Here is a 23,027-nt window from a genome sequence, read left to right as displayed (position 1 = left end):
GAATGTGATGACGATCGACCCGCTGCTCCTGCTGCAAGCCTATGCCATCGGCGTGTTTCCCATGTCCGACGATCGGGAGGCGGAGGAGGTCTATTGGGTCGAACCCAAGCGCCGGGCGATCCTGCCGCTCAACGGCTTCCATATGTCGCACTCACTGTCGAGAACGCTGCGTCGCGACCGTTTTCGGGTGACCGCCAACCGCGATTTCGCCGGGATCGTGGCGCTCTGTGCGCAGGCGGCGCCGGATCGGCCATCGACCTGGATCAACGGCCCGATCGAACACTCCTACCGCCAGTTGCACGCCGATGGCTTCGCCCATTCGATAGAGGTGTGGGAAGGGCAGGAACTGGTCGGCGGCCTCTATGGCGTGTCGTTGGGCCGCGCCTTCTTTGGCGAATCCATGGTGTCGCGGCGCACCGACGCGTCGAAGGTTGCGCTGGCCTGGCTGGTGGCGCGGCTGCGCTTTGGCGGCTTCACCCTGCTCGACTGTCAGTTCATGACCGACCATCTCCACTCGCTCGGCGCGGTGGAGATCGCCCAGCGCGACTATCTTCAGTTGCTGGGCGCAGCGGTCGAAGGTGTGCCGCTGGGGGCAGGGGCGGGCGTGCTGTCGGCAGGCGCTGGCGTCGCGGCGGAACTGGCATTCGCACCGCTGGCAGGGGAGGCGGCGACCGGTTCGCCCTTGCCGCCGATCTTCACCGAATCGGGGCCGCTTTCGGGCCATGCCATCGCGCAGCTTCTGACCCACACGTCATAGACCGGGTGCTGCACGACATTGCGGTCGGGCCGTTCGCGGAACAGCCAGCCGGAAAAATTGCGCCGCCATTTGCCGTCCGCGCTGCTGCGCACGTCCAGCTGCACGAAGGCGCCGGTTTCCTGTACATTTTCCCATGGCGCGCTGGTTTCGCAGGCTTGCAGGCGCACGATCGCGTCGCCCACGCGCATCGCTTCGCCCGGCTTCATCGTCAGGTCGCGGGTCAGGCCGTTGCGCTTGTTGAGCAGGCCGATCACTGCCGTGCGCTCTGCCATCGGCGTACCAGGCAGGGTGGCGGCATTGCCCGAACGGATCGGCGTCCCGTGCACCCGGACCGGGCCGGTCTGGTTGGCGGCAGGCACGTCATTGTCGCCACAGGCGGTCAGCGCCAGCAGCGGCGCGCCAAGCAGGATCGGCAGGCAAGCCCCCGCCGGACGGCGGATCATGATGCGTCGGGGCTCCAAGCCTCATAATCGCCGGTCGCCTTCTGGCGCAGGCCGCCCTTTTCCATCGCGCCGGACGGGCGATAGGCAAGCGCGGTGCCGGTGGCGTTGGGGGTGAATTCCCGTTCCCAGATGCGCGGCGGCGGCAGGAAGCTTTCGGGCGTCCCTTCGATCGAATGATGCAGCCAGCCATGCCATTCGGCCGGCACTCGGCTGGCGTCGTTCGCGCCATTATAGATCACCCAGCGGCGCGGCACGCCATGCACGTCGCTGCCACCTTCATAATAGACATTGCCCTGGATATCCTCGCCGATCTTCTGGCCCTTGCGAGCGGTGAACAGCGAGGTGCCGATGGTCGCGCCATCCCACCAGGTGAAGATCTTGCCGAGAATTCCCATGGCCCACGCGCTTAGCCGCTGCGACGGGGGATTGGCAAGGTGGATATGGCGCTACGAGACGGGAGTGGGGCAGAAATTGAGGTCGGTCTTGACCTTTTCCGTCGGCACGGCGCAACCGCCCCACTGCACGAGGTCGCCCTCTTTGATCCCCAGTTCCGCCGCGCGCCCACCGCGCAGCTCCAGCACGGCGGCGACGGGAACGCCTGCTGACACCGGTTCGCGCGAATAAGGGACGGTGTTGGCACCAATGAAGGCGATCGTCCCGTCAGTGCGGATGAAGAGCATGTCGAGCGGGATCAGCGTATTCTTCATCCAGAAACTCGCGGTGCGCGGCGGATCCATCGGGAAGAGCATTCCGCCATTATCCGCCAGTGATTTGCGGAACATGAGGCCCGCTTCCTGCTGCTGCGGCGTTGCGGCAACCTCCACCGTGAAGCGCTGCACATCCTTTTCGGTCTGGATCACCAAAGGCAGCAGCGCGACGGGTGCCTGCGCTACGGTAGCGCTGTTGTTGGTGGCTTGCGGGTCGGCCGAACAGGCGGCGAGCAACGCCAAGGCGATCAGGGCAGGAAAGCGCATCATCCCGCCTGCCTAATGCGATTCGTGGATCATGGGGAGGGGATTAACCCTCATTCCTCTGCCTCCGGCACTTCGCCCGGCGCGGCATCGACCCAGCGTCTCGCGATGGCATAGCTATGGCCGGCGCGCAGGAAGGCGGCGATGGCTTTTTCCCGCTGCTTTGGGTCGGGCATCGTGCTGGCATAGGGACCGACCCGTTTGCGCCGGGCATAGCGTTCCGCCGCGATCCAGGTTTCTGCGTCCACCTGCGCGTCCGCATCCGTCCGGTCGGCCGGGGCAATGCCCGCCGCGCGCAGGCTTTCGTCGATCCGACGCGCGCCATAGCCCCGGCGGCCCAGCGCCGCGCTCTTCATCACTGCATATTGGCTGTCATCGACATAGCTGAGCGCCGCCAGCCGTTCGACCAGAGCGGGCAGGTCCGCGGGCTGTTCTCCGCCCCAGCCGCGTTCCTTGACCTTGCGTTGCAGATAGGCGAGCAACTTGCCCCGGCTGGTCGCGAACCGGCTCACATAACGTAGCGCGGCTTCGCGCAGGCTGTCCTCGTCAAGCGGTGGGCGGGGGCGTTTGCTGGTCATGTTGGACCATCATGCGCCAGCCGCCATGTTTATGCCACAGTCGGGCCGGAATTTCACCGTGCCTTATGCGCTACAAGGGCGGACTGGAATGGAATATCCGGTGCATGTCGCGGTCAAAGATGATAGCGGCCGCGCCGATCACATAATTTATGACATTGGGTGAAACCAATATGACGGGTTCGCAAGAGATGATGGCACCGACGCCGACCACTGATGATCTGCCGCGCCGCTTCTCGGACTTCGAGACGCTGGGCGAGGCGCTCGACTATGCGGCGCAGGGCGTTCGCGGCCTCAATTTCCACGATGCCCGTGGCAATCTGGCGCGGCCCTATCCGTTCAGCGAGCTGCGCAGCGACGCTCTTCGTTGCGCCCATCGCCTGATCGCTCACGGCGTCAAGCCGCAGGACCGGGTCGCACTGGTCGCCGAAACCGGCGTCGATTTCGCCCAGCTCTTCTTCGGCATCATCTATGCGGGCGCCTGGCCGGTGCCACTGCCGCTGCCGACAAGCTTTGGCGGCAAGGAAAGCTATATCGACCAGCTCAACGTCCAGCTTTCCAGCTGTGACCCGATGCTGTTCCTGTTTCCACAGGAACTGGCCGAGATGGCGGGCGAATCCGGTCGCCAGAAGAATGTCGAGAGCATCGCGTTCGAGGATTTTATCGCCCGCGACGTGATCCCCGCCGATCTGCCGCAGGCGCAGACGCAGGATATCGCCTATCTGCAATATAGCAGCGGATCGACCCGCTTCCCCCATGGCGTTGCGGTGACGCATCATGCGCTTCTCAGCAATCTGGCGGCGCACAGCCATGGCATGGAAGTGCAGGACAGCGACCGCTGCATCAGCTGGCTGCCTTGGTATCACGACATGGGGTTGGTCGGCTGCTTCCTGTCGGTCGTCGCTAATCAGGTGTCGACCGATTATATGAAAACCGAGGATTTCGCTCGCCGTCCGCTGGCCTGGCTCGACCTGATCAGCCGGAACGAAGGCACGTCGATCAGCTACTCGCCGACCTTCGGCTACGATATTTGCGCCCGTCGCATGTCCAGCCAGACCAAGGCGCAGGACCGGTTCGACCTGTCGCGGTGGAGACTGGCGGGCAATGGCGCGGACATGATTCGCCCTGACGTGATGCAGAGCTTCGTCGATGCCTTTGCCGACGCCGGTTTCTCGCCCAACGCCTTCCTGCCCAGCTATGGCCTGGCCGAGGCGACTTTGGCCGTCACCATCATGCCGCCGGGCGAGGGGATCATCGTCGAACTGGTCGAGGAAACCGACCTGTCGGGTGGCGACGCGACCGAAGGCCGTCCGCAGCGCTTCCGCTCCATCGTCAATTGCGGCAAGCCCGCGCGCGGCATGACCGTGGAAATCCGTGACGAGGATGGTGGCCCGCTGAACGAGCGCCAGATCGGCAAGGTCTGGACCACGGGCCCATCGCTGATGGTCGGCTATTTCCGGGACCAGACTGCGACCGACGCCTGCATGGCGGACGGTTGGCTCGATACGGGCGATATGGGGTATCTGAGCGACGGCTATCTCTACATTGTCGGCCGCGCCAAGGACATGATCATCATCAACGGCAAGAATCACTGGCCGCAGGATATTGAATGGGCCGTGGAGCAGCTGCCCGGCTTCAAGCAGGGCGATATTGCCGCCTTCGCCATCACCACGCCTGGCGGGGAAGAAGCGCCCGCCGTGCTGGTCCATTGCCGCACGTCCGACAATGACGAACGCTCCCGCCTGCGCGACCAGATTCGTGAGCGGGTGCGCGCGATCACCGGCATGAACTGCGTCGTCGAACTGGTGCCGCCGCGCACCCTGCCACGCACCAGCTCCGGCAAATTGAGCCGGTCCAAGGCGCGCAACCTGTATCTGACCGGCGAAATCAGACCCTACGACATAGCAGCGTGACAGGCTGACCGCTTCATGGTCGTGGGGCTTACCAAATCATAACCCATGGCTGCTATTGCGGGACCGTGGGTAGCAAGCAGGATCATATCGCCGAACCGGACCGTCAGGCGCGTGCATCGCTGCGCGCGATGATGGGCCTTTGCTGTGTAAGTGGCGACGCGGGAACGCGGGTGCTGGAATCGCAGCTGCGCACCGCGGACAGCGTGGCCCTGCTGCGGCAGGTCATGAACCTGTGTGCCCTGCTGTTCATCTGGCAGGTTTTTGTCCATTGCTGTTCGCCGACCATGCTGGGGCTGTGGAGCGTCGCGCTGATCGGTTGCACCCTGGTCGCTGTCGTAATCGACCGTGACCGCCGTAAAGCCAATAATATCGGCCTCACGGCCCGCGATCTGCGCCGACACGGCTTTGGCGCGCTGTTGCAGGGCATCGTATGGGCGGCCTGCATGGTCCTTGTTTCGCGATCGGGTGAAACGGAGGAGTTGGTTGCGCTCTGGACGGTGATCAGCTGCATCATGGTGTGCGGCGCCATCAGCTATGCCGCGACGCCGCTGTCCGCTACGGCCTTCCTCTTGCCCTGCATCGCGGGGTTGTTCACCATGTTCCATGACGGTGGCCAGTTACCGTTGCGCGCGCTGGCGACCAGCTATGCGCTGTCGCTACTGGTCGGCTGCGTCATCTATGCCCGCACCTTCGCACGCCAGCAAAGCACCACGGTGCAGCTGGAGGAAAAGAGCGAAGTCGTCAGCCTGCTGCTGCGCGAATATGAGGGCGGTGGGGCCGACTGGTTGTGGCAGACCGATCCGCTGCGCCGGATCAGCAGCGTTTCTGCGCGCTTTGCCGAAACCATGGGGTTGGAGCCTGCCCAGTTGGAAGGGGAGCCTCTGGTCCAGATATTGGCCGGAAGCGGTTGGGAAAACGGCCGTTTCGCTGCCGGGCTGCACAGTCTGGCCGACCATCTCAAGCGGCGCGAAAGTTTCAGCAATCTGGTCCTTCCGGTCGAGGTGCAGGGCCAGACCCGCTGGTGGGAATTGTCCGCTTCGCCACGCCATGATGAAAACGGCATATTTCTGGGCTTCCGCGGCGTGGCGTCGGACGTCACGACGCAGCGCGAATCGGCAGACAAGATCGCCATGCTGGCGCGCTTCGATCCGCTGACGGGCCTGCCTAACCGCAGCCATTTGCGTGAAGTGCTGGATCAGGCGATGGCAGCGACGCAGGGGCGAGCGTCGGGCTGCGGCTTCCTGATGATCGACCTCGATCGGTTCAAGGCGATCAACGACACGTTGGGGCATCAGACCGGCGACAAGCTGCTCAGCCAGGTCGCGCGCCGTCTGCGGCAAATTTGTTCAGGCCCGGAATTTTGCGGGCGCATCGGCGGTGACGAATTTGGGGTCGTCATTCCCACCGTCGCTGACAGCCATCGGATCGAACAGCTCTCCTCTGCGATCATCGGCGCGCTGTCCGCCCCCTATCAGGTCGATCAGCATATGCTCTATGTCGGGGCATCGGTCGGCTCGGCGATCTCGCCCATGGACGGGCGCGAATCGGAATCTCTGATCCGCAGTGCGGACCTAGCGCTCTATCGTGCCAAGGGAGATGGTGGCGGGCTGCATTGCGCCTATGAACCGCAACTCCATGCCAAGGCGGAAGAAAGGCGGCTGCTCGAACTGGCGCTGCGAGAGGCGCTGGCCAAAGACCAGCTTCATGTCCTCTACCAGCCGGTGGTCGATGCGATCAGTGGCGCAGTGTTGGGTTTTGAGGCGCTGGTGCGCTGGACCCACCCGGAAATGGGGCCGATTTCCCCGGTCAAATTCGTGCCGGTTGCCGAAGAAGCGCGCCTGATCGCACCGATCGGCGAATGGGTGCTGCGCACCGCCTGCATGGAAGCGATGCGCTGGCCCGATGATGTGCGGATTGCGGTCAACGTGTCGGCCGAACAATTGACCCATCCGAGCTTCGTATCGGCGGTCATATCGGCCTTGGCGCAAAGCGGGCTGGAGGCGCGGCGGCTGGAGCTGGAAGTCACCGAAAGCGTGTTCATGAACGAGGATGCGGGCGCGCTACGGGTCTTGGACCAGTTGCTTGGCCTTGGCATCCAGCTGTCCCTCGATGATTTCGGCACCGGCTATTCCTCGCTCGGCTATCTCAGCCGCACCCGTTTCAACACGATCAAGATCGACCGCAGCTTCGTGGTCGGCGCGTCGAAAAATACGCCCGAAAGCCTGGCGATCATCCGCGCCGTCGTGACGCTGGCCGACAGTCTAGGCATGGCGACCACCGCCGAAGGGGTGGAGACCGAGGTCGAATTGGAGATGGTGCGCCAACTGGGTTGCACGAAGGTCCAGGGCTATTATTTCGGCCGCCCCATGGCCGCGCAGGACGCAATTGGCCTGTTCCCGCCGCAGCAGGAAAGAGCGCGGGCCTAGAGTCGTATGGCTTCAGGTTGAAATCCCAACATCCGTTCGTTTCGAGCGAAGTCGAGAAACGGTCGCGCGCGGTTTCTCGACTTCGCTCGAAACGAACGGGTCAAGGTAAAGTCATCGCACTCTAGTTACCTAGCAACTGTCGTTCCACCATGGTCCACAGCGCGGCAAAATCCTTGGCTGGCGGCGATGCCGGGGCAAAGGCGCCCAGCGGCTTGCGACGCACCGTCATCTGCTCGATCGTGCTGGCCATCGGGATGGCGGGCCAGCCGGGCTGTTCGTCCAGCGCCTTGCGATGCAACGTCCGGCGGCGATCGACCATCGAATAGACCGGCAGGATCGGCGCATGGCTGCCGCCGCGCTGCACCAGATAGCGTGCGACTTCGCCCATTGCTCGCTGCGACAGGGGAGACGGAATGACCGGAATGACAATCAGGTCGGCGGCGCGCAGCACCTGCTCGCTGGTTTCGGTGAGGCCCGGCGGGCAATCCAGGATGATGCGGTCATAATCCTTGCCCAGGCTCTCGATCAGCTTGGACAGCCGCTTCTTCTTGTCCATCTCGCGGAACAGATGGTCCAGGCTGCGCAGCGATGTGTCCGCGGCGATCAGGTCCAGCCCCGGCACGGTCGACGGCTGGATCAGCTTGCGGACCTCGACATCCTTGCTGAAGATCGCTTGCGCCGCGTCGCGGCTCTTACTGTCGGTGGAAATCAGCCAGCTTGATGCCGCCTGCGGGTCCAGATCCCACAACAATGTTCGCCGCTTCGATATGCTCGCCGACGCCCAGGCGAGGTTGATCGCGAAGGTGGTTTTACCGACCCCGCCCTTGAGGCTGTAAACGGCGATGGTCGCCAATGCCGGTTCCTTTGCCATGGGGTGAAGGCTACGGCTTCCTCCCGCCAAAGCAAGCCCTCAATCATGGCAATGTTACGCTGTGGTGACGTTACAGGACGTCACGCGCCTTTTCCGGCGGTCGGGCGATCACCGCGCCCTTGTCCGTGATGACGATAGCGCGCTCGATCATGATCGGATGCGCCGCCATGGCATCTAGGATGGCGGCGTCGTCGCTGGTGTCGAGGGCGATTTCCTTCACCACGCTCTCGCCCTTGCGTAGCGCGTCGCGAGGCGTCAGCCCGGCCTTGGCCAGCACTGCCGCGATTTCAGCGCGGCTTGGCGGCGTCTTGAGATATTCCACCACCGTCACGTCGATGCCCGGCGTCTTCTCCAGGATCGCCAGCGCCGCGCGCGACTTGGAACAGCGGGGATTATGCCAGATGGTGGCGTTCACCCCTGACCATCCCGCGCCAGCCACTCTTCCAGCCATTTGATGCTATAGTCGCCGTTCAGGAATTCCGGGTCTTCCAGCAGCGCCTGATGCAGGGGGATCGTGGTTTTCATTCCCTCGATCACATATTCCTGCAGGGCGCGTTTCAGGCGCATGATGCAGCCTTCGCGGGTGCGGCCATAGACGATCAGCTTGCCGATCATGCTGTCATAATAGGGTGGCACCTTATAGCCCTGATACAGGCCGCTATCGACGCGGACATGCATCCCGCCGGGGACATGATAGCGGGTCACGGTGCCGGGCGAAGGCGCGAAGGTCCGGGGATCTTCGGCGTTGATGCGGCATTCGATGGCGTGGCCGGTAAAGCGAAGATCTTCCTGCGCCACTGACAGCGGCTTGCCCTCGGCGATGCGGATCTGTTCGCGGACCAGATCGACCCCGGTGATCATTTCGGTCACCGGATGTTCGACCTGAAGCCGGGTGTTCATCTCGATGAAGTAGAATTCGCCATCTTCCCAGAGGAATTCGATCGTACCCGCGCCGCGATAGCCCATGTCGGCCATAGCTTTGGCGCAGATACCGCCGATCCGGTCACGGTCGGCGTGGCTCAGGATCGGGGAGGGGGCTTCTTCCAGCACCTTCTGGTGGCGGCGCTGGAGTGAACAGTCGCGTTCGCCCAGATGGATGGCATTGCCATTGCCATCGCCAAAGACCTGAATTTCGATATGGCGCGGATTGCCCAGATATTTTTCGAGATAGACGGTCGCGTCGCCAAAAGCCGCCTTCGCCTCCGACCCGGCCTGCTGCATCAGCGTTTCCAGATCATCGGGCGAGGTGCAGACCTTCATGCCGCGCCCGCCGCCGCCAGACGCGGCCTTGATAATGACCGGATAACCGGCCTTTTCCGCTATCGCCTTGGCTTCCTCCAGATCGCTTATCGCGCCGTCGGAACCGGGAACGAGCGGGAGGCCCAGCGCGCCAGCTGTCCGCTTGGCCTCGATCTTGTCGCCCATGGTGCGGATATGTTCGGGCTTGGGGCCGACGAAGGCGATGCCATGGGCTTCGACGATTTCGGCGAATTTGGCGTTTTCGCTTAAGAAGCCATAGCCCGGATGGATCGCGTCGGCACCGCTGATTTCGGCGGCAGAGATGATCGCCGCGACATTCAGATAGCTGTCCTTGGCGGCAGGCGGCCCGATACAGATCGCCTCGTCAGCCAGCCGCACATGCATGGCGTCGGCGTCGGCGGTGGAATGGACCGCGACCGTCTTGATGCCCATTTCATGGCAGGCGCGGTGGATGCGCAGCGCGATTTCGCCGCGGTTGGCGATCAGCAGCTTTTCAATGGCCATGGGTGTCGCGGCCTTATTCAATGACGATCAGGGGCTGGTCGAACTCGACCGGCTGGCCATTATCGACCAGCACCGCCTTGACCGTGCCGGACGTTGGCGCGGCAATCGCGTTCATGACCTTCATCGCCTCGATGATCAGGACCGTCTCGCCAGCGGCGACCTGCGCGCCGATACGGGCGAAGGGGGCTGCGCCCGGCTCGGCCGACAGATAGGCGGTGCCGACGATCGGCGAACGGACCATCGTGCCCGAAGGCGCTGCCGGTTCGGCGGCGGGCGCGGCCACTGGGACAGCAGCCGGGGCGGTGGGGGCAGGGGCGTAGGATGGCGCATAGACGGGCGCGCCGCCGCCAGCCTTGCGGGCGACGCGGATCTTGCGATCGCCATCCTCGACCTCGATCTCGGTCAGGTGGGTATCGTCGAGCAGTGCGGCCAGTTCGCGCACCAGCGCGACATCCACCTGCATTGCGCCCTTTTCCTGCTTGTCGTTCATGGTTGACCCTTGTTTCGCATCTAGACGTGATAATTGCGGCCAGCGCCTATGCCGATTTGCGCCAAAGCGCAACTTTGTAGCGTTCGCCCGAAGCAGGGCAATGGCCGCTAGAGTTCGAGCGCGGCTTCCAGCGCCAGCATATAGGACATCGGCCCAAAGCCGGCGATCGTCCCCTTGGCGGCCATGCCGACATAGCTTTTGTGACGAAATGGCTCGCGTTTGTGGGGGTTGGACAGATGGACCTCTATCACCGGCACGCTAATGCCCTTGATCGCGTCGTGCAGCGCGACCGACGTATGGGTCAGCCCGCCGGGGTTCAGGATGACGGCATGGGCACCATCCTGATTGGCCTCCTGCAACCAGTCGATCAGATAGCCTTCATGGTTGGACTGGCGAAAATCGATCGCGACATGGGCGCGTGTCGCCGCATCCTCCATTCGCTCGGCAATGTCGTCCAGCGTGTCATAGCCATATATTTCCGGCTCGCGCGTTCCCAGCATGTTGAGGTTGGGGCCATTGAGCACATAGATTTTGCGCGTATCCGCCACGGCGTTCCCCTTGGTTGTTGCGAGCAGGGGACAAGCGCCCCTATATGCGGCGACGATCTTTAGCCTTTCGTGTCGCGCCAAGTCGAGACACGTTTCCATCTTGCATGAACGGGACCGCATATCGTGAGCGTCGACGGCACCATATCCATCCACATCAATGGCGAACATCGCCGCGTGCGCGACGGGCTGACACTGGCCCAATTGGCCAGCGAACTGGGCTTCGTGCCGGAAAAGGTGGCGGTGGAGCTCAATCTGGAGGTCGTGCCGCGATCGACATTGGCGCAGGTCATGGTCGAGGATGGCGACGAGCTGGAAATCGTGCATTTTGTCGGTGGTGGCGATGTTGCATCGCTTGCCGACGATAGCTGGTCCGTCGCGGATCAGACTTTCCGCTCGCGCCTGATCGTCGGCACCGGCAAATATAAGAGTTTCGAGCAGAATGCGGCGGCGGTCGCGGCGTCGGGGGCGGAGATCGTCACCGTCGCGGTGCGCCGCGTCAATGTGTCGGACCCCAAGGCACCGATGCTGACCGACTATATCGACCCCAAGGTCATCACCTATCTGCCCAATACGGCGGGTTGCTTCACCGGCGAGGATGCGATCCGCACGCTGCGGCTGGCGCGCGAGGCGGGCGGTTGGGAATTGGTGAAGCTGGAAGTGCTGGGGGAGGCGCGGACACTCTATCCCGACATGGTCGAAACGCTGCGTGCGACCGAGATATTGGCCAAGGAAGGCTTCAAGCCGATGGTTTATTGCGTCGATGATCCGATCGCTGCCAAGCGGTTGGAGGATGTCGGCGCGGTGGCGATCATGCCGCTGGGCGCGCCGATCGGGTCGGGGCTGGGCATTCAGAACCGCGTCACCATCCGCCTGATCGTGGAAGGCACCAAATTGCCGGTGCTGGTCGATGCCGGTGTCGGCACCGCGTCCGAAGCGGCACAGGCGATGGAACTGGGCTGCACCGGCGTGTTGATGAACACCGCGATCGCCGAAGCGAAAGACCCGGTGCTGATGGCTGCCGCGATGAAGGCGGGCGTGGAGGCGGGCCGCATGGCCTATCGCGCGGGGCGTATGGGCAAGCGCCTGTATGCCGATCCGTCCAGCCCCTTGGCAGGGTTGATCTGATACTGCTTAACTTACCCCCGTTCGCTTCGAGCGAAGTCGAGAAGCCGATAGCATAGTGTCCATGTTTCTCGACTTCGCTCGAAACGAACGGAGGGTGGCTTTTCGCCGATGCAGCAAATTGACCATTGCCTATCTTGTCGCCTATGGGCTGGGGCAAGTTGAGGAGGAGAACAAGCGATGGTGAACAAGCTCTACCCCGATGCAGCGTCCGCGCTGGAGGGACTCCTCTTTGACGGTATGCATTTGTGCGCGGGTGGCTTTGGCCTGTGCGGCATTCCCGAACGACTGATCGATGCGATCCGCGATTCGGGCGTCAAGGATCTGACCATCGCGTCCAACAATGCCGGTATCGACGGCGAGGGGCTGGGCAAGCTGCTGCGCACCCGGCAGGTCAGGAAAATGATCTCCTCCTATGTCGGCGAGAATAAGGAATTTGAACGCCAATATTTGGCCGGTGAGCTGGAAGTCGAGTTTTGTCCTCAAGGCACGCTGGCCGAACGCTGCCGCGCTGGCGGGGCGGGCATTCCCGGCTTCTATACCAAGACCGGCGTTGGCACGGCTGTGGCTGAGGGCAAGGAAGTCAAGAATTTCGACGGGCAGGACTATATTCTCGAACGCGGCATCTTCGCCGACGTGGCCGTCATCAAGGGCTGGAAAGCCGACGAGAGCGGCAACCTGATCTTCCGCAAGACCGCGCGCAACTTCAACCAGCCCATGGCGACCGCTGCGAAAATCTGCGTCGCCGAAGTCGAGGAAGTGGTGCCGACCGGCAGCCTGGACCCGGACGCGATCCACCTGCCCGGCATTTACGTCAAGCGCATGATCATTGGCGCCCCCTATGACAAGAAGATCGAGTTCCGCACCGTTCGTCAGAAGGAAGCCGCATAATGACGTCGCATGATGGCATCGCCAAGGGCTGGACCCGTGATGAAATGGCTGCGCGTGCGGCCAAGGAACTGAAAGACGGTTTCTACGTCAATCTGGGCATCGGCATTCCGACTTTGGTTGCGAACCACATTCCGGCTGGCGTGGAAGTGACGCTTCAGTCGGAAAATGGCATGCTCGGCATCGGACCCTTTCCCTATGAGGGGGAAGAGGACGCAGACCTGATCAACGCTGGCAAGCAGACGATCAGCGAATTGCCGCAGACCGCTTATTTCAGCTCGGCCGACAGTTTTGCGATGATCCGCGGCGGGCATATCGACCTCACCGTCCTCGGCGCGATGGAGATTGCCGAAAATGGCGACATCGCCAACTGGATGATCCCCGGCAAGATGATCAAGGGCATGGGCGGCGCGATGGATCTGGTCGCGGGCGTGAAGAAGATCATCGTCGTGATGGAGCATACGTCCAAGAACGGCGATCCCAAATTCATCCCGGCCTGTACCCTGCCGCTGACCGGCAAGAATGTGGTCGACATGATCATCACCGACCTGTGCGTGTTCCAGCGTCCCGACCATGACAGCCCGTTCACGCTGGTCGAAATGGCGCCTGGCGTCACGGCGGAAGAAGTCGCCGCCAAGACCACCGCTCATTATCTGGTCTGATAGCGTCATGAGCCTCGACGGTGTCTATGATGAGGGCAATGTCTTTGCCCTCATCCTTGCGGGAAAGATCCCTTCGGTCACCCTGTACGAGGACGCCGATACGCTCTGCTTCCTGGATATCCAGCCCCAGTCCAAGGGTCATGCGCTGGTCATTTCCAAATGGTCGAAGGCGCGCAACATATTGGAGATAGAGGAGGATGCGCTGGCGCAGGTGATGGCGACGACCCGCAAGGTCGCGACTGCCATCCGCGCCGCGCTCAACCCCGACGGCCTGCATATCGCCCAGTTTAACGGCGCGGCGGCAGGGCAGACCGTGTTTCACCTCCACGTCCATATCGTGCCGCGCTGGGTGGGGCAGGCGCCCGGCTTCGCCGCGCACGGGCAGGGCGGGTTCGCGGACGCCGATGCGCTCAAAGCGCTGGCGCAAGAGATTCGCGCGCACCTCTGATGCGCCCTCATCCTATTATGGCGCGCGCGCCCTTTTTTGCCGGCGGACGCTGATATGGGCTTACGCCCCTTCAATGTGCCCGGCGCTCGGCTGGCGCTCCGCACCAAGCGGGCCAGCCCGCTGTTTCAGGGCAAACGGGGTGAGAGCGAGGTCATTCTCGACCTGTCGCGCCTGCTGTCGCGTTCCTTCCACCCCGCGCCGACCGGCATCGACCGGGTCGAATATGTCTATGCCCGTGAATTGCTGGAGCGGATTCCCGACCGGCTGTCCTTTGCTGCTGTCCACCCGGCTGGCGGCTATTATGGCCGGCTCGATAGTGCGGCGGTGCGGCAGTTTTTGGCGTTCACGGCGGCCAAATGGCGCAATGCCGGGGTGGCCGACGCGCGGGAGAGCCGCGCGGCGACGGTGCGGCACATGTTCGCGCTGCGTCCCCGCCCGGTGCCACGCGCGACAGGGCCGCGCCTCTATTTGCAAGTGTCGCCGCACCATCTGGACGATGCCGATCAGGTCGGAGCAATTCTGCGTGCCGAGGGCGCGAAATTCGTGACGCTGGTGCATGACGTGATCCCGCTCAGCCACCCCGAATATGCCCGGCCGCAGGGCGCGGACGAACATCGGCGGCGGGTGCGAACGATCGACCGCTTCGCCAGCGGCATCATCGGCAACAGCCAGGCGACGATCGATGCGCTGGAACCGCACATGGCGAACGGCCTGGCGGGGCGTGCGGTCCGCGTCGCCCATTTCGGCGCGGATGCCCCCGACATATTTGGCGGTCGGGATGAGGTGCTGCCTGATCGCCCCTATTTCGTCTATATTTCGACCATCGAACCGCGCAAAAATCACCTGCTGCTGCTCACGATCTGGCGGCGGCTGGCCGAACAATTGGGCGATGCAGCCCCGGTGCTGGTGCTGATCGGCAGGCGCGGCTGGGAAAATGAGAATGTCGTCGATCTGCTCGATCGTGCCGAAGCGTTGCGCGGCCATGTGATCGAAGCGGGCGAAGTGTCCGACACGCGGATGCAGGCACTGGTCGCCAATGCGCGCGCCATGCTGATGCCCTCCTTTGCCGAAGGCTTCGGGATGCCGGTGGTCGAGGCGCTGGCCGCAGGGGTGCCAGTGATATGCAGCGACATCATGGCCCATCGCGAAGTGGGCGGAGACGCGCCCGATTATCTCGATCCGCTCGACGGGCTGGGCTGGATGAAGGCGATTTGCAACTATAGCCAGCCGGATTCGCTTGATCGCGCGGCCCAACTTGCCCGGCTCTCGGTCTGGCGCGCGCCCACCTGGCGCGACTATTTCGACATCGTGACCGATCTGCTGGAAGATGTGACAAGCTCTGTTTCTTGACCTTGCATCGGCCCAAGCCCATGAACTGACTGCCACCATGATGTCCACGCCCTTCCTGCGGTCCCCGCCCTTTCCCGGAATCGACACGTCTCTCGCCGCTGTCAGCCTGTTGCGCGACGCGGGCGAGGTGGGTGCGCCGGTTGACGACGCGGTGCTGGACGCGATCGTTGCGGCGCGGGTTGGTGGCACATTCTGGGGCGCGGGGCCGGATGCGTTGGGCCAATCCCATGGAGGCGAGTGCGATCCCTGGGCGCTGGTTGCGCAGGCGCAGTCGATCCAGGCCCAGGCCGATGACGAACTGGCGTTGATCGCTGGCCTGCTGGGCGTTGCGGTTATCGGTCCCGATGGCGCGGTCATCGACCCTGATCAGCTGCGCGCTACCCTCAAGGCGCGAATCTCTGCTGCTCGCTATCGCGACTGTTTCACAGGCCAGCCGGTGGATGCCATGCAGGCGGTAGCTCAGCTTGCCGACTGGCGACGGCATCTTGATGGCAATCGCGGCATCGTCGCGGCCAGCGGCATGGCCTTCTGGAAGCGCGACGCGATCCGTCATTTTTTGTGGGACGGCATTGCTTCGCCGCCCTTCCTGTCCGCCGAGCGGGGTCTGCGCCGCGCCCGGCGGGACAAGGGCGCGCTGGCGGTCTGGCCATCGCGCGTTCCTGTCACCCTGCCGCAGGATGCCGCCGATCAGGGCGTGGCGCTGGCGCGGGTCGAGGATGGTTTTTTGCGATCGCGCGGACTGGGGGCGGGGCTGCACCCGCCCGGCTCCGTCGTGGTCGATCGGACCGGCATCTATTATAATGCGCGCGCTGCCAACGACCTGGAAACGCTGCTGGCGACGCATGACTTTCCGCCCGCGCTGGTCGATCGCGCCCGCCGCCTGCGCGAACGTGTCTGCGCGACCGGCGTAACCAAATATGGGCCGGAAGCGGGGCGGATGATCGACCTGCCAGCGGGCAGGCGCACGGTATTGGCGATCGGCCAGGTGGATGACGACCTGTCGGTGCGGATGGGCGGAGCTGGGGTCGATGGCAATCTTGATTTTCTGATGCGGGTACGCCGGACCGAACCGGACGCCTGGATTATCTATCGGCCCCATCCCGACGTGCAGGCGGGGCATCGCAAGGGGCATTTACCTGACGCTGTCGTCCTCAGCCATGCGGATGCGATCGACACGGGCGCGCCTTTGATGGAGCTGGTGCAGGCAATTGATGAGCTGCATGTCCTCTCCTCCCTGACCGGTTTCGAAGCGCTGATGCGCGGCCGTTCCGTAACGGTACACGGTATGCCCTTCTATGCCGGGTGGGGGCTGACGCGCGATCTGGCCAAGCCCAGTGCGCGGCGCGGGCGTCAACTCAGCGTGGATCAGCTTGTCGCGGCCGCTCTCATTCTCTATCCTCGCTATCTAGATCCGGTAACGCGGTTGCCGTGCGGTCCCGAAATCATGGTGGATCGCATGGCGGATGGATCGACGCCGCCGATGACATGGCTCATCGCGTTGCGGGCGCTACAGGGGAAGTTTCGACGTTTTATGACCTTGTCCGCTGAGTTTCTACATGGCTAACCGCCCATCCAAGACATTTCTGTTCCTGCAAGGACCGCATGGTCCTTATTTCGCGATGCTGGCCAATGCTTTGCGGGCGCGGGGCCATGCTGCGTTGCGAATCAACATCAATGGCGGCGACAAGGTCGACTGGCCCGGCGATGCGACCGACTATCGCGGCACATTCCGCAACTGGCCGCTCTTCTTCGACGATTTCGTCGTGACCCATGGCGTCACCGACCTGATCCTGTACGGCGATTGCCGTCCCTATCATGCCAGCGCGCATGGCATGGCGCGCTTGCGCGACCTGCGTGTCCATGTTGTGGAGGAGGGGTATATCCGCCCCGATTTTCTGACGCTTCAGGCCGATGGCGTGAACGGCAATTCCACGCTGCCGCTCGACCCCCAATGGTATCGCGACCAGGCGCGCGGCCTGCCCCCGCTGGACGAGAATCAACCGACGATCCCGTCCAATTTCAGCACCCGCGCCCGCAACACCATGCGCACTGGCCTTGCCGCTGCGGTGTTGCGGCCACTGTTCCCTTTCTACCGTACCCACCGGCCACACAGTTTCCTGATGGAATCGCTGTCCTGGGGGCGGAAATTGTTGATGCGCCGCCGCGATATGCAGCAGTCAGCGCAAGCATGGGCGAAGGTCGAAGGGAAGCGCTATTTCACCCTGCCGTTGCAGCTCAATTCCGATTATCAGCTGCGCATCCACTCGCCCTTTGGTGACATGCGTGCGGCGTTGCGCTTCGTCATCAAAAGTTTTGCCCATCACGCCCCTGCCGACGTGTTGCTGGTCATCAAGCAACATCCGCTCGATTCCGGCCTGGTCGCCTGGGATCGGCTGATCCGGCGTCTGGCGACCGATTATGGCGTCGCGGATCGCGTTCATTATCTGTCAGACTGGGACATTGCCGAGGTCGTTGAAAAGGCGGTGGGCGTGGTCACGGTCAACAGCACGGTCGGCACGCTGGCGCTTAATAGCGGCAAGCCGGTCGTGGTCCTTGGTCATGCGGTGTACAAGGTGCCCGGCATGGTCAGTGTGAAGGGGCTGGACGCTTTTTGGACTGATCCCTCCCCACCCGATATGGCGCTCTATTCGGCCTTCCGGCAGGTATTGGCCGATCGCTGCCTGATTCGCGGTGGTCTGTTGAGTGACGAAGGCTTGCAGATGCTGGTCGATAATGCGGCGGATCGGCTGGCGCCGGTGAGGCGGTCAACCCGCGGCCATCTGAAACTGGTCACGCCCAAGGTCAGCGATTTCATCGCGTCAAATACGGCGTCCTGATTTCAGGGGGCAGTAAAGCCGTAGCGGGTGAAGATCGCTTTGCCGGCTGACGAAAGCAGGAAGCGGCGAAATGCTTCTGCTTCCTTGTGGCGGCTACCGGTCAGGCGCGCGATCGGGTAGCGGATCGGCGGATGGCTGCGCGCCGGGAAAGCGCCGACGATCGCAACGCCGCTGGCGACCCGCGCGTCGGTGGCATAGACGATCCCCAGCGGCACCTCACCCCGTTCGACCAGCGCGAGCGCCGCGCGGACATTGTCGCCGCGCGCGATCCTGCCAGCGACGCTGGGCCATACGCCAAGGCTAGTGAGCGCCGCCTTGCCATATTTGCCCGCCGGCACGCTGTCGGGGTCTGCCATGGCCAGCCGCCCGTTGCCCAGCGCCCGCGCGATCGGCATGGCGCGACCGATCCGCAGGCGCACCGGCCTGGCCTTCGGCGTCACCAGCACCAGCCGGTTGCCGACCATATTGGTGCGGGTGCCGCGCACGACAAACCCGGACTGCTCGACATCGCGCATCCAGTCCTCGTCCGCCGACAGGAAGAGATCGGCGGGCGCACCCGCCCGGATCTGCCGCGCCAGCGCGGAGGAACCGGCGAAGGACAGGACGGGGCGGGCATGGCCTTGCCTGGTCCATGCATCGGCGGCGGCGGTCATCGCCTCCTGCATACTCGCTGCCGCCAGCACCAGCGGGCCACGATCATCCGGGGCGGCCTGAGCAGTCGGGGCCAGAAGCAGGAACAGCGTGATGGCGCAGAGGAAGCGTTGGATCATGCCGTCTGTCTGCCTTCGCCCTGTTGGCGATGCAAGCGTCGCACCATGCTTTTGTCGCGCGGATCAATCGGCTAGAGGAGATCGCATGATCAGGAACCCGCGCTGACATGGCGATCGTCAGAAGCCAGTGCGGCCAGTGTGGCGTCGGCTGCGGTATCCGCGCGATCACCGACACCGACCGCCGCGTCATCATAGACGGCGACCGGCTGCACCCGGCGAATGGCGGAATGCTGTGCGATCGGGGGCAGGCGCTGGGCGATGCCGCGATGACGCTGGAAGGGCGGCTGCTCCAGCCTTTGGTCGATGGGCGACAGGTTGGCTGGGAGCGGGCGATTGCGCAGGTTGCGCGGCGGCTGACGGCCATCTTGACCCGCCATGGTCCTGGCAGCTTGGCGCTGCATGTCGGCGGGAGCCTGCTGACCGAAGATTATTATGTCGCCAACAAGCTGATGAAGGGCTTTCTCGGGTCGGCCCATATCCATACGCCTTGGCGCGACGGAAGCAGCGCGGCGCAACGCAGGGCGTTCGGCGAGGATGTGATGCCAGCCGCTTACGAGGATATTGATCGCGCGGCGACGATCCTGCTGGTGGGCGACGGCATCATGGTGCATCCGGTTTTGCTGGAAAGGGTGCAGGCTGCGCGGCAGGCGGGTGTGCGGCTGGTCCTGCTGGCAGGCGAGGGGGCGGCGATCGAGGCGGACCTGCGTTTGAACGTGAAGCCCGGCAGTGCCGTGCGGTTGTTGGCGGGGGCGCTGTTGCATGGTCATGACAAGGGACAGCATGACCGGGATTTTCTGGCGCGGAGCGTCGTTGTGCCGGACGGCTTCTGGGACGGGTTGCGACCGGGGCATGATATCTGGTCGATCGCCCGCTCGACAGGGCTGACGCCGGCGGCGATCCGGGCCTTTTACGAGGAATGGGCGGCGACCGAGCGGGTCGTCACGCTGTTCGGTGGCAGCCAATCTTCCGATCTGGCCGCTGCGGTCATCAACCTTCATCTCGCCAGCGGACGGATAGGGCGACCCGGCGCGACGCCCTTTGCCATGGCTGGCGCGGCCAATGGCATGGGTGCGCGCGAAACCGGCTGCGTGGTGGACAGTCTGGCCGCACATCGCGATTTCACGCCCGATGCTCGCGCCAGCATCGCCCGCTTCTGGGGTGCGCGACTGCTGGCGGACGGGCCGGGGGTGGAGGGGGAAGCGCTGCTGCAGGCGATGCGCAACGGGCGGGTCAGGGCGTTGTGGAGCATCGGCGCGGACCCGGCGGCGGAGGCGTGGTTGGGCGAGGCGAGGAAGCTCGCCCCGCTGGCGATCCGGTCGACCGACATGCTGGCGGAGCAGGGCGATGGCTGGTCGGTCCTGCTGCCCTCTGCCGCCTGGGTCGAAAAGGACGGGACGCTGACGGGCATGGACCGGCTGATCAGTCGTCAGCGGCGGCTGTTCCCCTTGGCCGGAGAGGCGCGACCGGACTGGTGGATGCTGACCAAAGTGGCGCAGGCGATGGGGTGGAGCGACGCCTTCCATTATGAGCGGCCCGCCGACATTTATCGCGAACATGCGCGGCTGACCGCCTACGGCAATGAGGGCGAGCGGTTGCTCAACCTGCGGCGGCACGCGCCGATTTCCAACCCGGCCTATGACGAGTTGACGCCGTGGCGCTGGGGCGAGGTGCCGTTCGATGGCGGGCATTTCCCGACGCCGGACGGACGGGCGAGATTCGCTTAACTTCGCACTTTTCCCGGCAAATGCGACATTTTGTTACGCAATTCTGATCCTATCGGAATGCCGACATGCGATCTTATCGCGTTGGGCCGATGTAGGACAGCCTGTCAGCGGGGCGTTGCTGCGATGTCCTGAAGATGGGCGAGCAGGGCGTCGCCATTGGCCGCCCAGGTGAAGCGCAGCGCGGTGGCGCGCACGGCTTCGCGGTCGGGCGGATTGTCCAATATCGCACGGATGGCGGTGGCGATGGCTTCGGGATCACGATCGACAATCTGCCCCGCTTCCGGCCGGTCGAGCAATTCGCGTGCGCCGCCGACATCGCTGATGACGATCGGGGTGCCGCAAGCCAGCGCCTCGACCCAGGCATTGGCCAGCCCTTCGGAGGCCGACGGCAGCGCCATCACATCGGCAGCGGCGAAGATGCGTGGCAACTTATGGTGCGGAACGGAGCCGAGAAAGCCGAGCCGCCGGTCGACACCCAGCTCCTGCGCCAGATTTTCAAGCGTTCGCCGATATTGCCCCTGTCCGGCCAGCAACAACGTGACGTCGGGAAGCAAAGGCAAGGCGCGGACGAGCAAATCCTGTCCTTTGCGCGGGATCAAGGCACCCACGCACAGCACGACCGGCCCGTTAAAATCGAGCGCGGCCTTGGCCTCCGCCCGGTCGGCAATTTCGAACGTGTCGAGATCGACCCCGGTATAATGGACCCGAATTTTGTCCTGATCCATGCCCATGCGGACCATGGAGCGGCGCATGGCGTCCGATACGGCGAGCAGGCCCGTTGCGCCGTCGCCAGCCCTCCGCACCAGTTTGCGGGTGCCGCGCTGGCTGCCCCAATGGTGGATGTCCGCGCCGCGCGCCTTGGCCGAATAGGGGATGCCGAGCGCGCGCGACAGGCGCTGCGCCACCGGGCCGTCGGGGAAGAAGAAGCTGGCGTCGATCACGTCGAACGGCTTTTCCGCGTGCAGCCGCTTGATAAGCGGCAGGATGGCGCGGGTCATGGTCCACACATTGGTCCGTCCGCCAAATTTGGGGATGATCGGGAAGGTGGGGCGATAGACGGTCAGCTCCCGCCATTTCTCGCGGCGCGGCAGCGCGTGCAGCGGGGCGTAGCGCGGGGCGAGCGAAAGCGGCCATGGCGGCAGGCCGACCGGGGCGATGACGGTCACGTTGGCTTCCGGGCGGCTCGCCAGTTCGCGCGCCTGCCGTTCCACGAACACGCCGAAGGTCGGACGGCTGATATCGGGAAAGAGGGTCGATAGCATGAGGACGTTGAGCGTCATGATCTCTCTTTCGCGCAGGAGCCTTTGCTATTGGGTTAAGATGCCACCAACCTTTTTGCTAGAGCCGTCGGACGAGCTGTTCCGCGACTGCGGCCCATGGCGGGTCGGTCAGCACCAGCTGGCGCGCGCCGGAACCCAGTGGCAGCAGCTGCAAACGGTCGCCTTCCCGCCCGATCAGTCTCCCAAACAGGAATCGGCCCGCCGGGCGGGGCAAGAGAATGTCGCGGTTGAGCGCGCTGGCGAAATCCTCCGGCGCGATGCGACGGCACCAGATGGCGTCGCCGCTGCGATAGTCGCCGATGCTGGCGCTCACATGGACGCCGACCATGCCATCGGCAGCAACGGGGGAGGGGAAGGCGAGTGGCCGGGTCGGTGCGCGCGCGCCGTCCGGCCCCAGCAGCGCGGCGACCGGCACCTCGCTCTGCCCCGGCATGGCGACCAGTTCGGCGCTGGTGACGCCGAGCGCCAGCGCGATGCGGTTGAGCCATTTGATCGACACGGTGCGGGTGCCGGTTTCCAGACGGCCGATCGTCTGGGCGGTCGTCGGCGGATCGCACAGCGCGCCGACCTGTTCCAGCGTCAGCCCCTTTACCTTGCGGACTTCGCGGATGCGGGTGATCATATCTGCCTCGCTGAATAACCTATTTGGTTTTCTCTTTCCTACAAACTATCCGCCATGGCAAGGCTGATTTCCCGATTCCCCATCGTCAAAAGGAGAAGGCAGCATGACCGCCACCCATATCGAACAGAGGATCGAGGACCCCCATGGCCTCCATCAAACGGTGCTGGTGAATATCGGCGAATCGCCGCTCGCCTGGCTCCATGCGCGCGGGCACTTAAGCGAGCGACATTATGTCGCGGGCGACCGGCTGCGCACCGACTGGGAGAAAGCGGGGCTGGGCGCGCGGGTCACGATGCGTTGGGATGCGGCGCCGCGCGCGAGTGGGCGGGCCATGCCGGGGCGGCAGCCGGATCCAACGCTGCTGCAATTGTCGGCGCGCGAACGCTTCGACGGGGCGATCCGCGCGGCGGGGCCGGGGCTGGCGGATATATTGTGGCGCGTGGTGTGCGCGGGCGAAGGGCTGGTCGCGGCGGAGCGGGCGCTGGGCTGGCCGAGCCGCGCGGGCAAGCTGGTGCTGACACTGGCGCTCGATCGGGTGGCGGGCTGGTATCGGGTCGCGTGACCCG

23 protein-coding genes and 1 pseudogene are annotated in these 23,027 nt (G+C 64.1%); 12 read left to right on the top strand and 12 right to left on the bottom strand.

Going from position 1 to position 23,027, the window contains the following annotated elements; genetic code table 11:
• The first annotated feature begins 7 nt into the window (after positions 1-7).
• Complete coding sequence (gene aat, locus KRZ98_RS24050; protein WP_217673554.1) at positions 8-757, top strand: leucyl/phenylalanyl-tRNA--protein transferase; 750 nt, start codon at positions 8-10, stop codon at positions 755-757.
• A 35-nt stretch (positions 758-792) separates the two neighbouring features.
• Here the strand turns inward: aat and KRZ98_RS24545 are convergent.
• The 4 genes and pseudogenes from KRZ98_RS24545 to KRZ98_RS10870 all read right to left on the bottom strand — a co-directional run.
• A pseudogene (locus KRZ98_RS24545) lies at positions 793-963 on the bottom strand (DUF2155 domain-containing protein); the annotation flags it as partial.
• Positions 964-1,196: 233 nt separating this feature from the next.
• Entirely contained in the window at positions 1,197-1,595 is a 399-nt protein-coding gene (locus KRZ98_RS10880) for an NADH:ubiquinone oxidoreductase subunit NDUFA12 (RefSeq protein WP_119747744.1), read from the bottom strand.
• 51 nt (positions 1,596-1,646) lie between these two features.
• On the bottom strand, positions 1,647-2,177 hold the full coding sequence (locus KRZ98_RS10875; protein WP_217673553.1) for a DUF192 domain-containing protein: 531 nt from the start codon (positions 2,175-2,177) through the stop codon (positions 1,647-1,649).
• Positions 2,178-2,224: 47 nt separating this feature from the next.
• Positions 2,225-2,749: a regulatory protein RecX gene (locus KRZ98_RS10870; RefSeq protein ID WP_217673552.1), complete on the bottom strand. Its 525-nt coding sequence runs from the start codon at positions 2,747-2,749 to the stop codon at positions 2,225-2,227.
• 149 nt (positions 2,750-2,898) lie between these two features.
• Here KRZ98_RS10870 and KRZ98_RS10865 point away from each other — a divergent pair, with 149 nt between their 5' ends.
• Positions 2,899-4,659 carry a fatty acyl-AMP ligase gene (locus tag KRZ98_RS10865; RefSeq protein WP_217673551.1) on the top strand — a complete coding sequence of 587 codons (1,761 nt, stop codon included), beginning with the start codon at positions 2,899-2,901 and terminating at the stop codon, positions 4,657-4,659.
• 128 nt (positions 4,660-4,787) lie between these two features.
• Positions 4,788-7,085: a bifunctional diguanylate cyclase/phosphodiesterase gene (locus tag KRZ98_RS10860; protein WP_217673702.1), complete on the top strand. Its 2,298-nt coding sequence runs from the start codon at positions 4,788-4,790 to the stop codon at positions 7,083-7,085.
• Between the two features lie 121 nt (positions 7,086-7,206).
• Here KRZ98_RS10860 and KRZ98_RS10855 read toward each other — a convergent pair whose 3' ends face one another.
• The 5 genes from KRZ98_RS10855 to aroQ form a co-directional block, all read right to left on the bottom strand.
• Positions 7,207-7,956 (bottom strand): ParA family protein, encoded by a 750-nt coding sequence (locus KRZ98_RS10855; RefSeq protein WP_119747754.1) that lies wholly within the window; start codon positions 7,954-7,956, stop codon positions 7,207-7,209.
• Positions 7,957-8,026: 70 nt separating this feature from the next.
• Entirely contained in the window at positions 8,027-8,371 is a 345-nt protein-coding gene (arsC, locus tag KRZ98_RS10850) for an arsenate reductase (glutaredoxin) (RefSeq protein ID WP_217673550.1), read from the bottom strand.
• Positions 8,368-9,720 (bottom strand): acetyl-CoA carboxylase biotin carboxylase subunit, encoded by a 1,353-nt coding sequence (gene accC, locus KRZ98_RS10845; RefSeq protein ID WP_217673549.1) that lies wholly within the window; start codon positions 9,718-9,720, stop codon positions 8,368-8,370. Before accC ends, arsC begins: the two co-directional genes overlap by 4 nt.
• Before the next feature lie 13 nt (positions 9,721-9,733).
• Positions 9,734-10,210 (bottom strand): acetyl-CoA carboxylase biotin carboxyl carrier protein, encoded by a 477-nt coding sequence (accB, locus tag KRZ98_RS10840; protein WP_217673548.1) that lies wholly within the window; start codon positions 10,208-10,210, stop codon positions 9,734-9,736.
• A gap of 107 nt (positions 10,211-10,317) precedes the next feature.
• Positions 10,318-10,758 (bottom strand): type II 3-dehydroquinate dehydratase, encoded by a 441-nt coding sequence (gene aroQ, locus KRZ98_RS10835; protein WP_217673547.1) that lies wholly within the window; start codon positions 10,756-10,758, stop codon positions 10,318-10,320.
• A 123-nt stretch (positions 10,759-10,881) separates the two neighbouring features.
• Between aroQ and thiS the strand changes: the two genes are divergently transcribed.
• From thiS to KRZ98_RS10800, 7 genes are all read left to right on the top strand, one after another.
• Entirely contained in the window at positions 10,882-11,883 is a 1,002-nt protein-coding gene (gene thiS, locus KRZ98_RS10830; protein WP_217673546.1) for a sulfur carrier protein ThiS, read from the top strand.
• A gap of 177 nt (positions 11,884-12,060) precedes the next feature.
• The gene (locus KRZ98_RS10825; RefSeq protein WP_217673545.1) at positions 12,061-12,771 is read left to right on the top strand and encodes a CoA transferase subunit A; all 711 of its coding nucleotides are present in this window, start codon (positions 12,061-12,063) and stop codon (positions 12,769-12,771) included.
• Positions 12,771-13,430 carry a CoA transferase subunit B gene (locus tag KRZ98_RS10820; protein ID WP_302849099.1) on the top strand — a complete coding sequence of 220 codons (660 nt, stop codon included), beginning with the start codon at positions 12,771-12,773 and terminating at the stop codon, positions 13,428-13,430. The genes KRZ98_RS10825 and KRZ98_RS10820 overlap by 1 nt, the downstream gene beginning before the upstream one ends.
• Before the next feature lie 7 nt (positions 13,431-13,437).
• Positions 13,438-13,878, top strand: a complete 441-nt coding sequence (locus KRZ98_RS10815; protein ID WP_217673544.1) for an HIT family protein — start codon at positions 13,438-13,440, stop codon at positions 13,876-13,878.
• Between the two features lie 54 nt (positions 13,879-13,932).
• Complete coding sequence (locus KRZ98_RS10810; protein ID WP_217673543.1) at positions 13,933-15,228, top strand: glycosyltransferase family 1 protein; 1,296 nt, start codon at positions 13,933-13,935, stop codon at positions 15,226-15,228.
• Positions 15,229-15,265: 37 nt separating this feature from the next.
• Positions 15,266-16,792, top strand: a complete 1,527-nt coding sequence (locus KRZ98_RS10805; RefSeq protein ID WP_217673542.1) for a beta-3-deoxy-D-manno-oct-2-ulosonic acid transferase — start codon at positions 15,266-15,268, stop codon at positions 16,790-16,792.
• Positions 16,785-18,065 (top strand): capsule biosynthesis protein, encoded by a 1,281-nt coding sequence (locus KRZ98_RS10800; protein ID WP_217673541.1) that lies wholly within the window; start codon positions 16,785-16,787, stop codon positions 18,063-18,065. Before KRZ98_RS10805 ends, KRZ98_RS10800 begins: the two co-directional genes overlap by 8 nt.
• A gap of 2 nt (positions 18,066-18,067) precedes the next feature.
• Here KRZ98_RS10800 and modA read toward each other — a convergent pair whose 3' ends face one another.
• Positions 18,068-18,835, bottom strand: a complete 768-nt coding sequence (modA, locus tag KRZ98_RS10795) for a molybdate ABC transporter substrate-binding protein (RefSeq protein ID WP_217673540.1) — start codon at positions 18,833-18,835, stop codon at positions 18,068-18,070.
• Between the two features lie 107 nt (positions 18,836-18,942).
• On the opposite strand from modA, the gene KRZ98_RS10790 reads away from it, so the two are divergent.
• Positions 18,943-20,559, top strand: coding sequence for a molybdopterin-dependent oxidoreductase (locus KRZ98_RS10790; RefSeq protein ID WP_217673539.1), 1,617 nt, complete (start codon positions 18,943-18,945; stop codon positions 20,557-20,559).
• 104 nt (positions 20,560-20,663) lie between these two features.
• On the opposite strand, the gene KRZ98_RS10785 is transcribed toward KRZ98_RS10790, so the two are convergent.
• Positions 20,664-21,839 carry a glycosyltransferase gene (locus KRZ98_RS10785; protein WP_217673538.1) on the bottom strand — a complete coding sequence of 392 codons (1,176 nt, stop codon included), beginning with the start codon at positions 21,837-21,839 and terminating at the stop codon, positions 20,664-20,666.
• 58 nt (positions 21,840-21,897) lie between these two features.
• Positions 21,898-22,461, bottom strand: coding sequence for a helix-turn-helix domain-containing protein (locus KRZ98_RS10780; RefSeq protein ID WP_217673537.1), 564 nt, complete (start codon positions 22,459-22,461; stop codon positions 21,898-21,900).
• A gap of 103 nt (positions 22,462-22,564) precedes the next feature.
• Between KRZ98_RS10780 and KRZ98_RS10775 the strand changes: the two genes are divergently transcribed.
• Positions 22,565-23,023, top strand: coding sequence for a DUF6456 domain-containing protein (locus tag KRZ98_RS10775; RefSeq protein ID WP_217673536.1), 459 nt, complete (start codon positions 22,565-22,567; stop codon positions 23,021-23,023).
• Positions 23,024-23,027 lie beyond the last annotated feature (4 nt).

This window comes from Sphingobium sp. AS12 (assembly GCF_019097845.1).
Lineage (GTDB): Bacteria > Pseudomonadota > Alphaproteobacteria > Sphingomonadales > Sphingomonadaceae > Sphingobium.
This window is presented reverse-complemented; position numbering and strand designations above follow the sequence as displayed.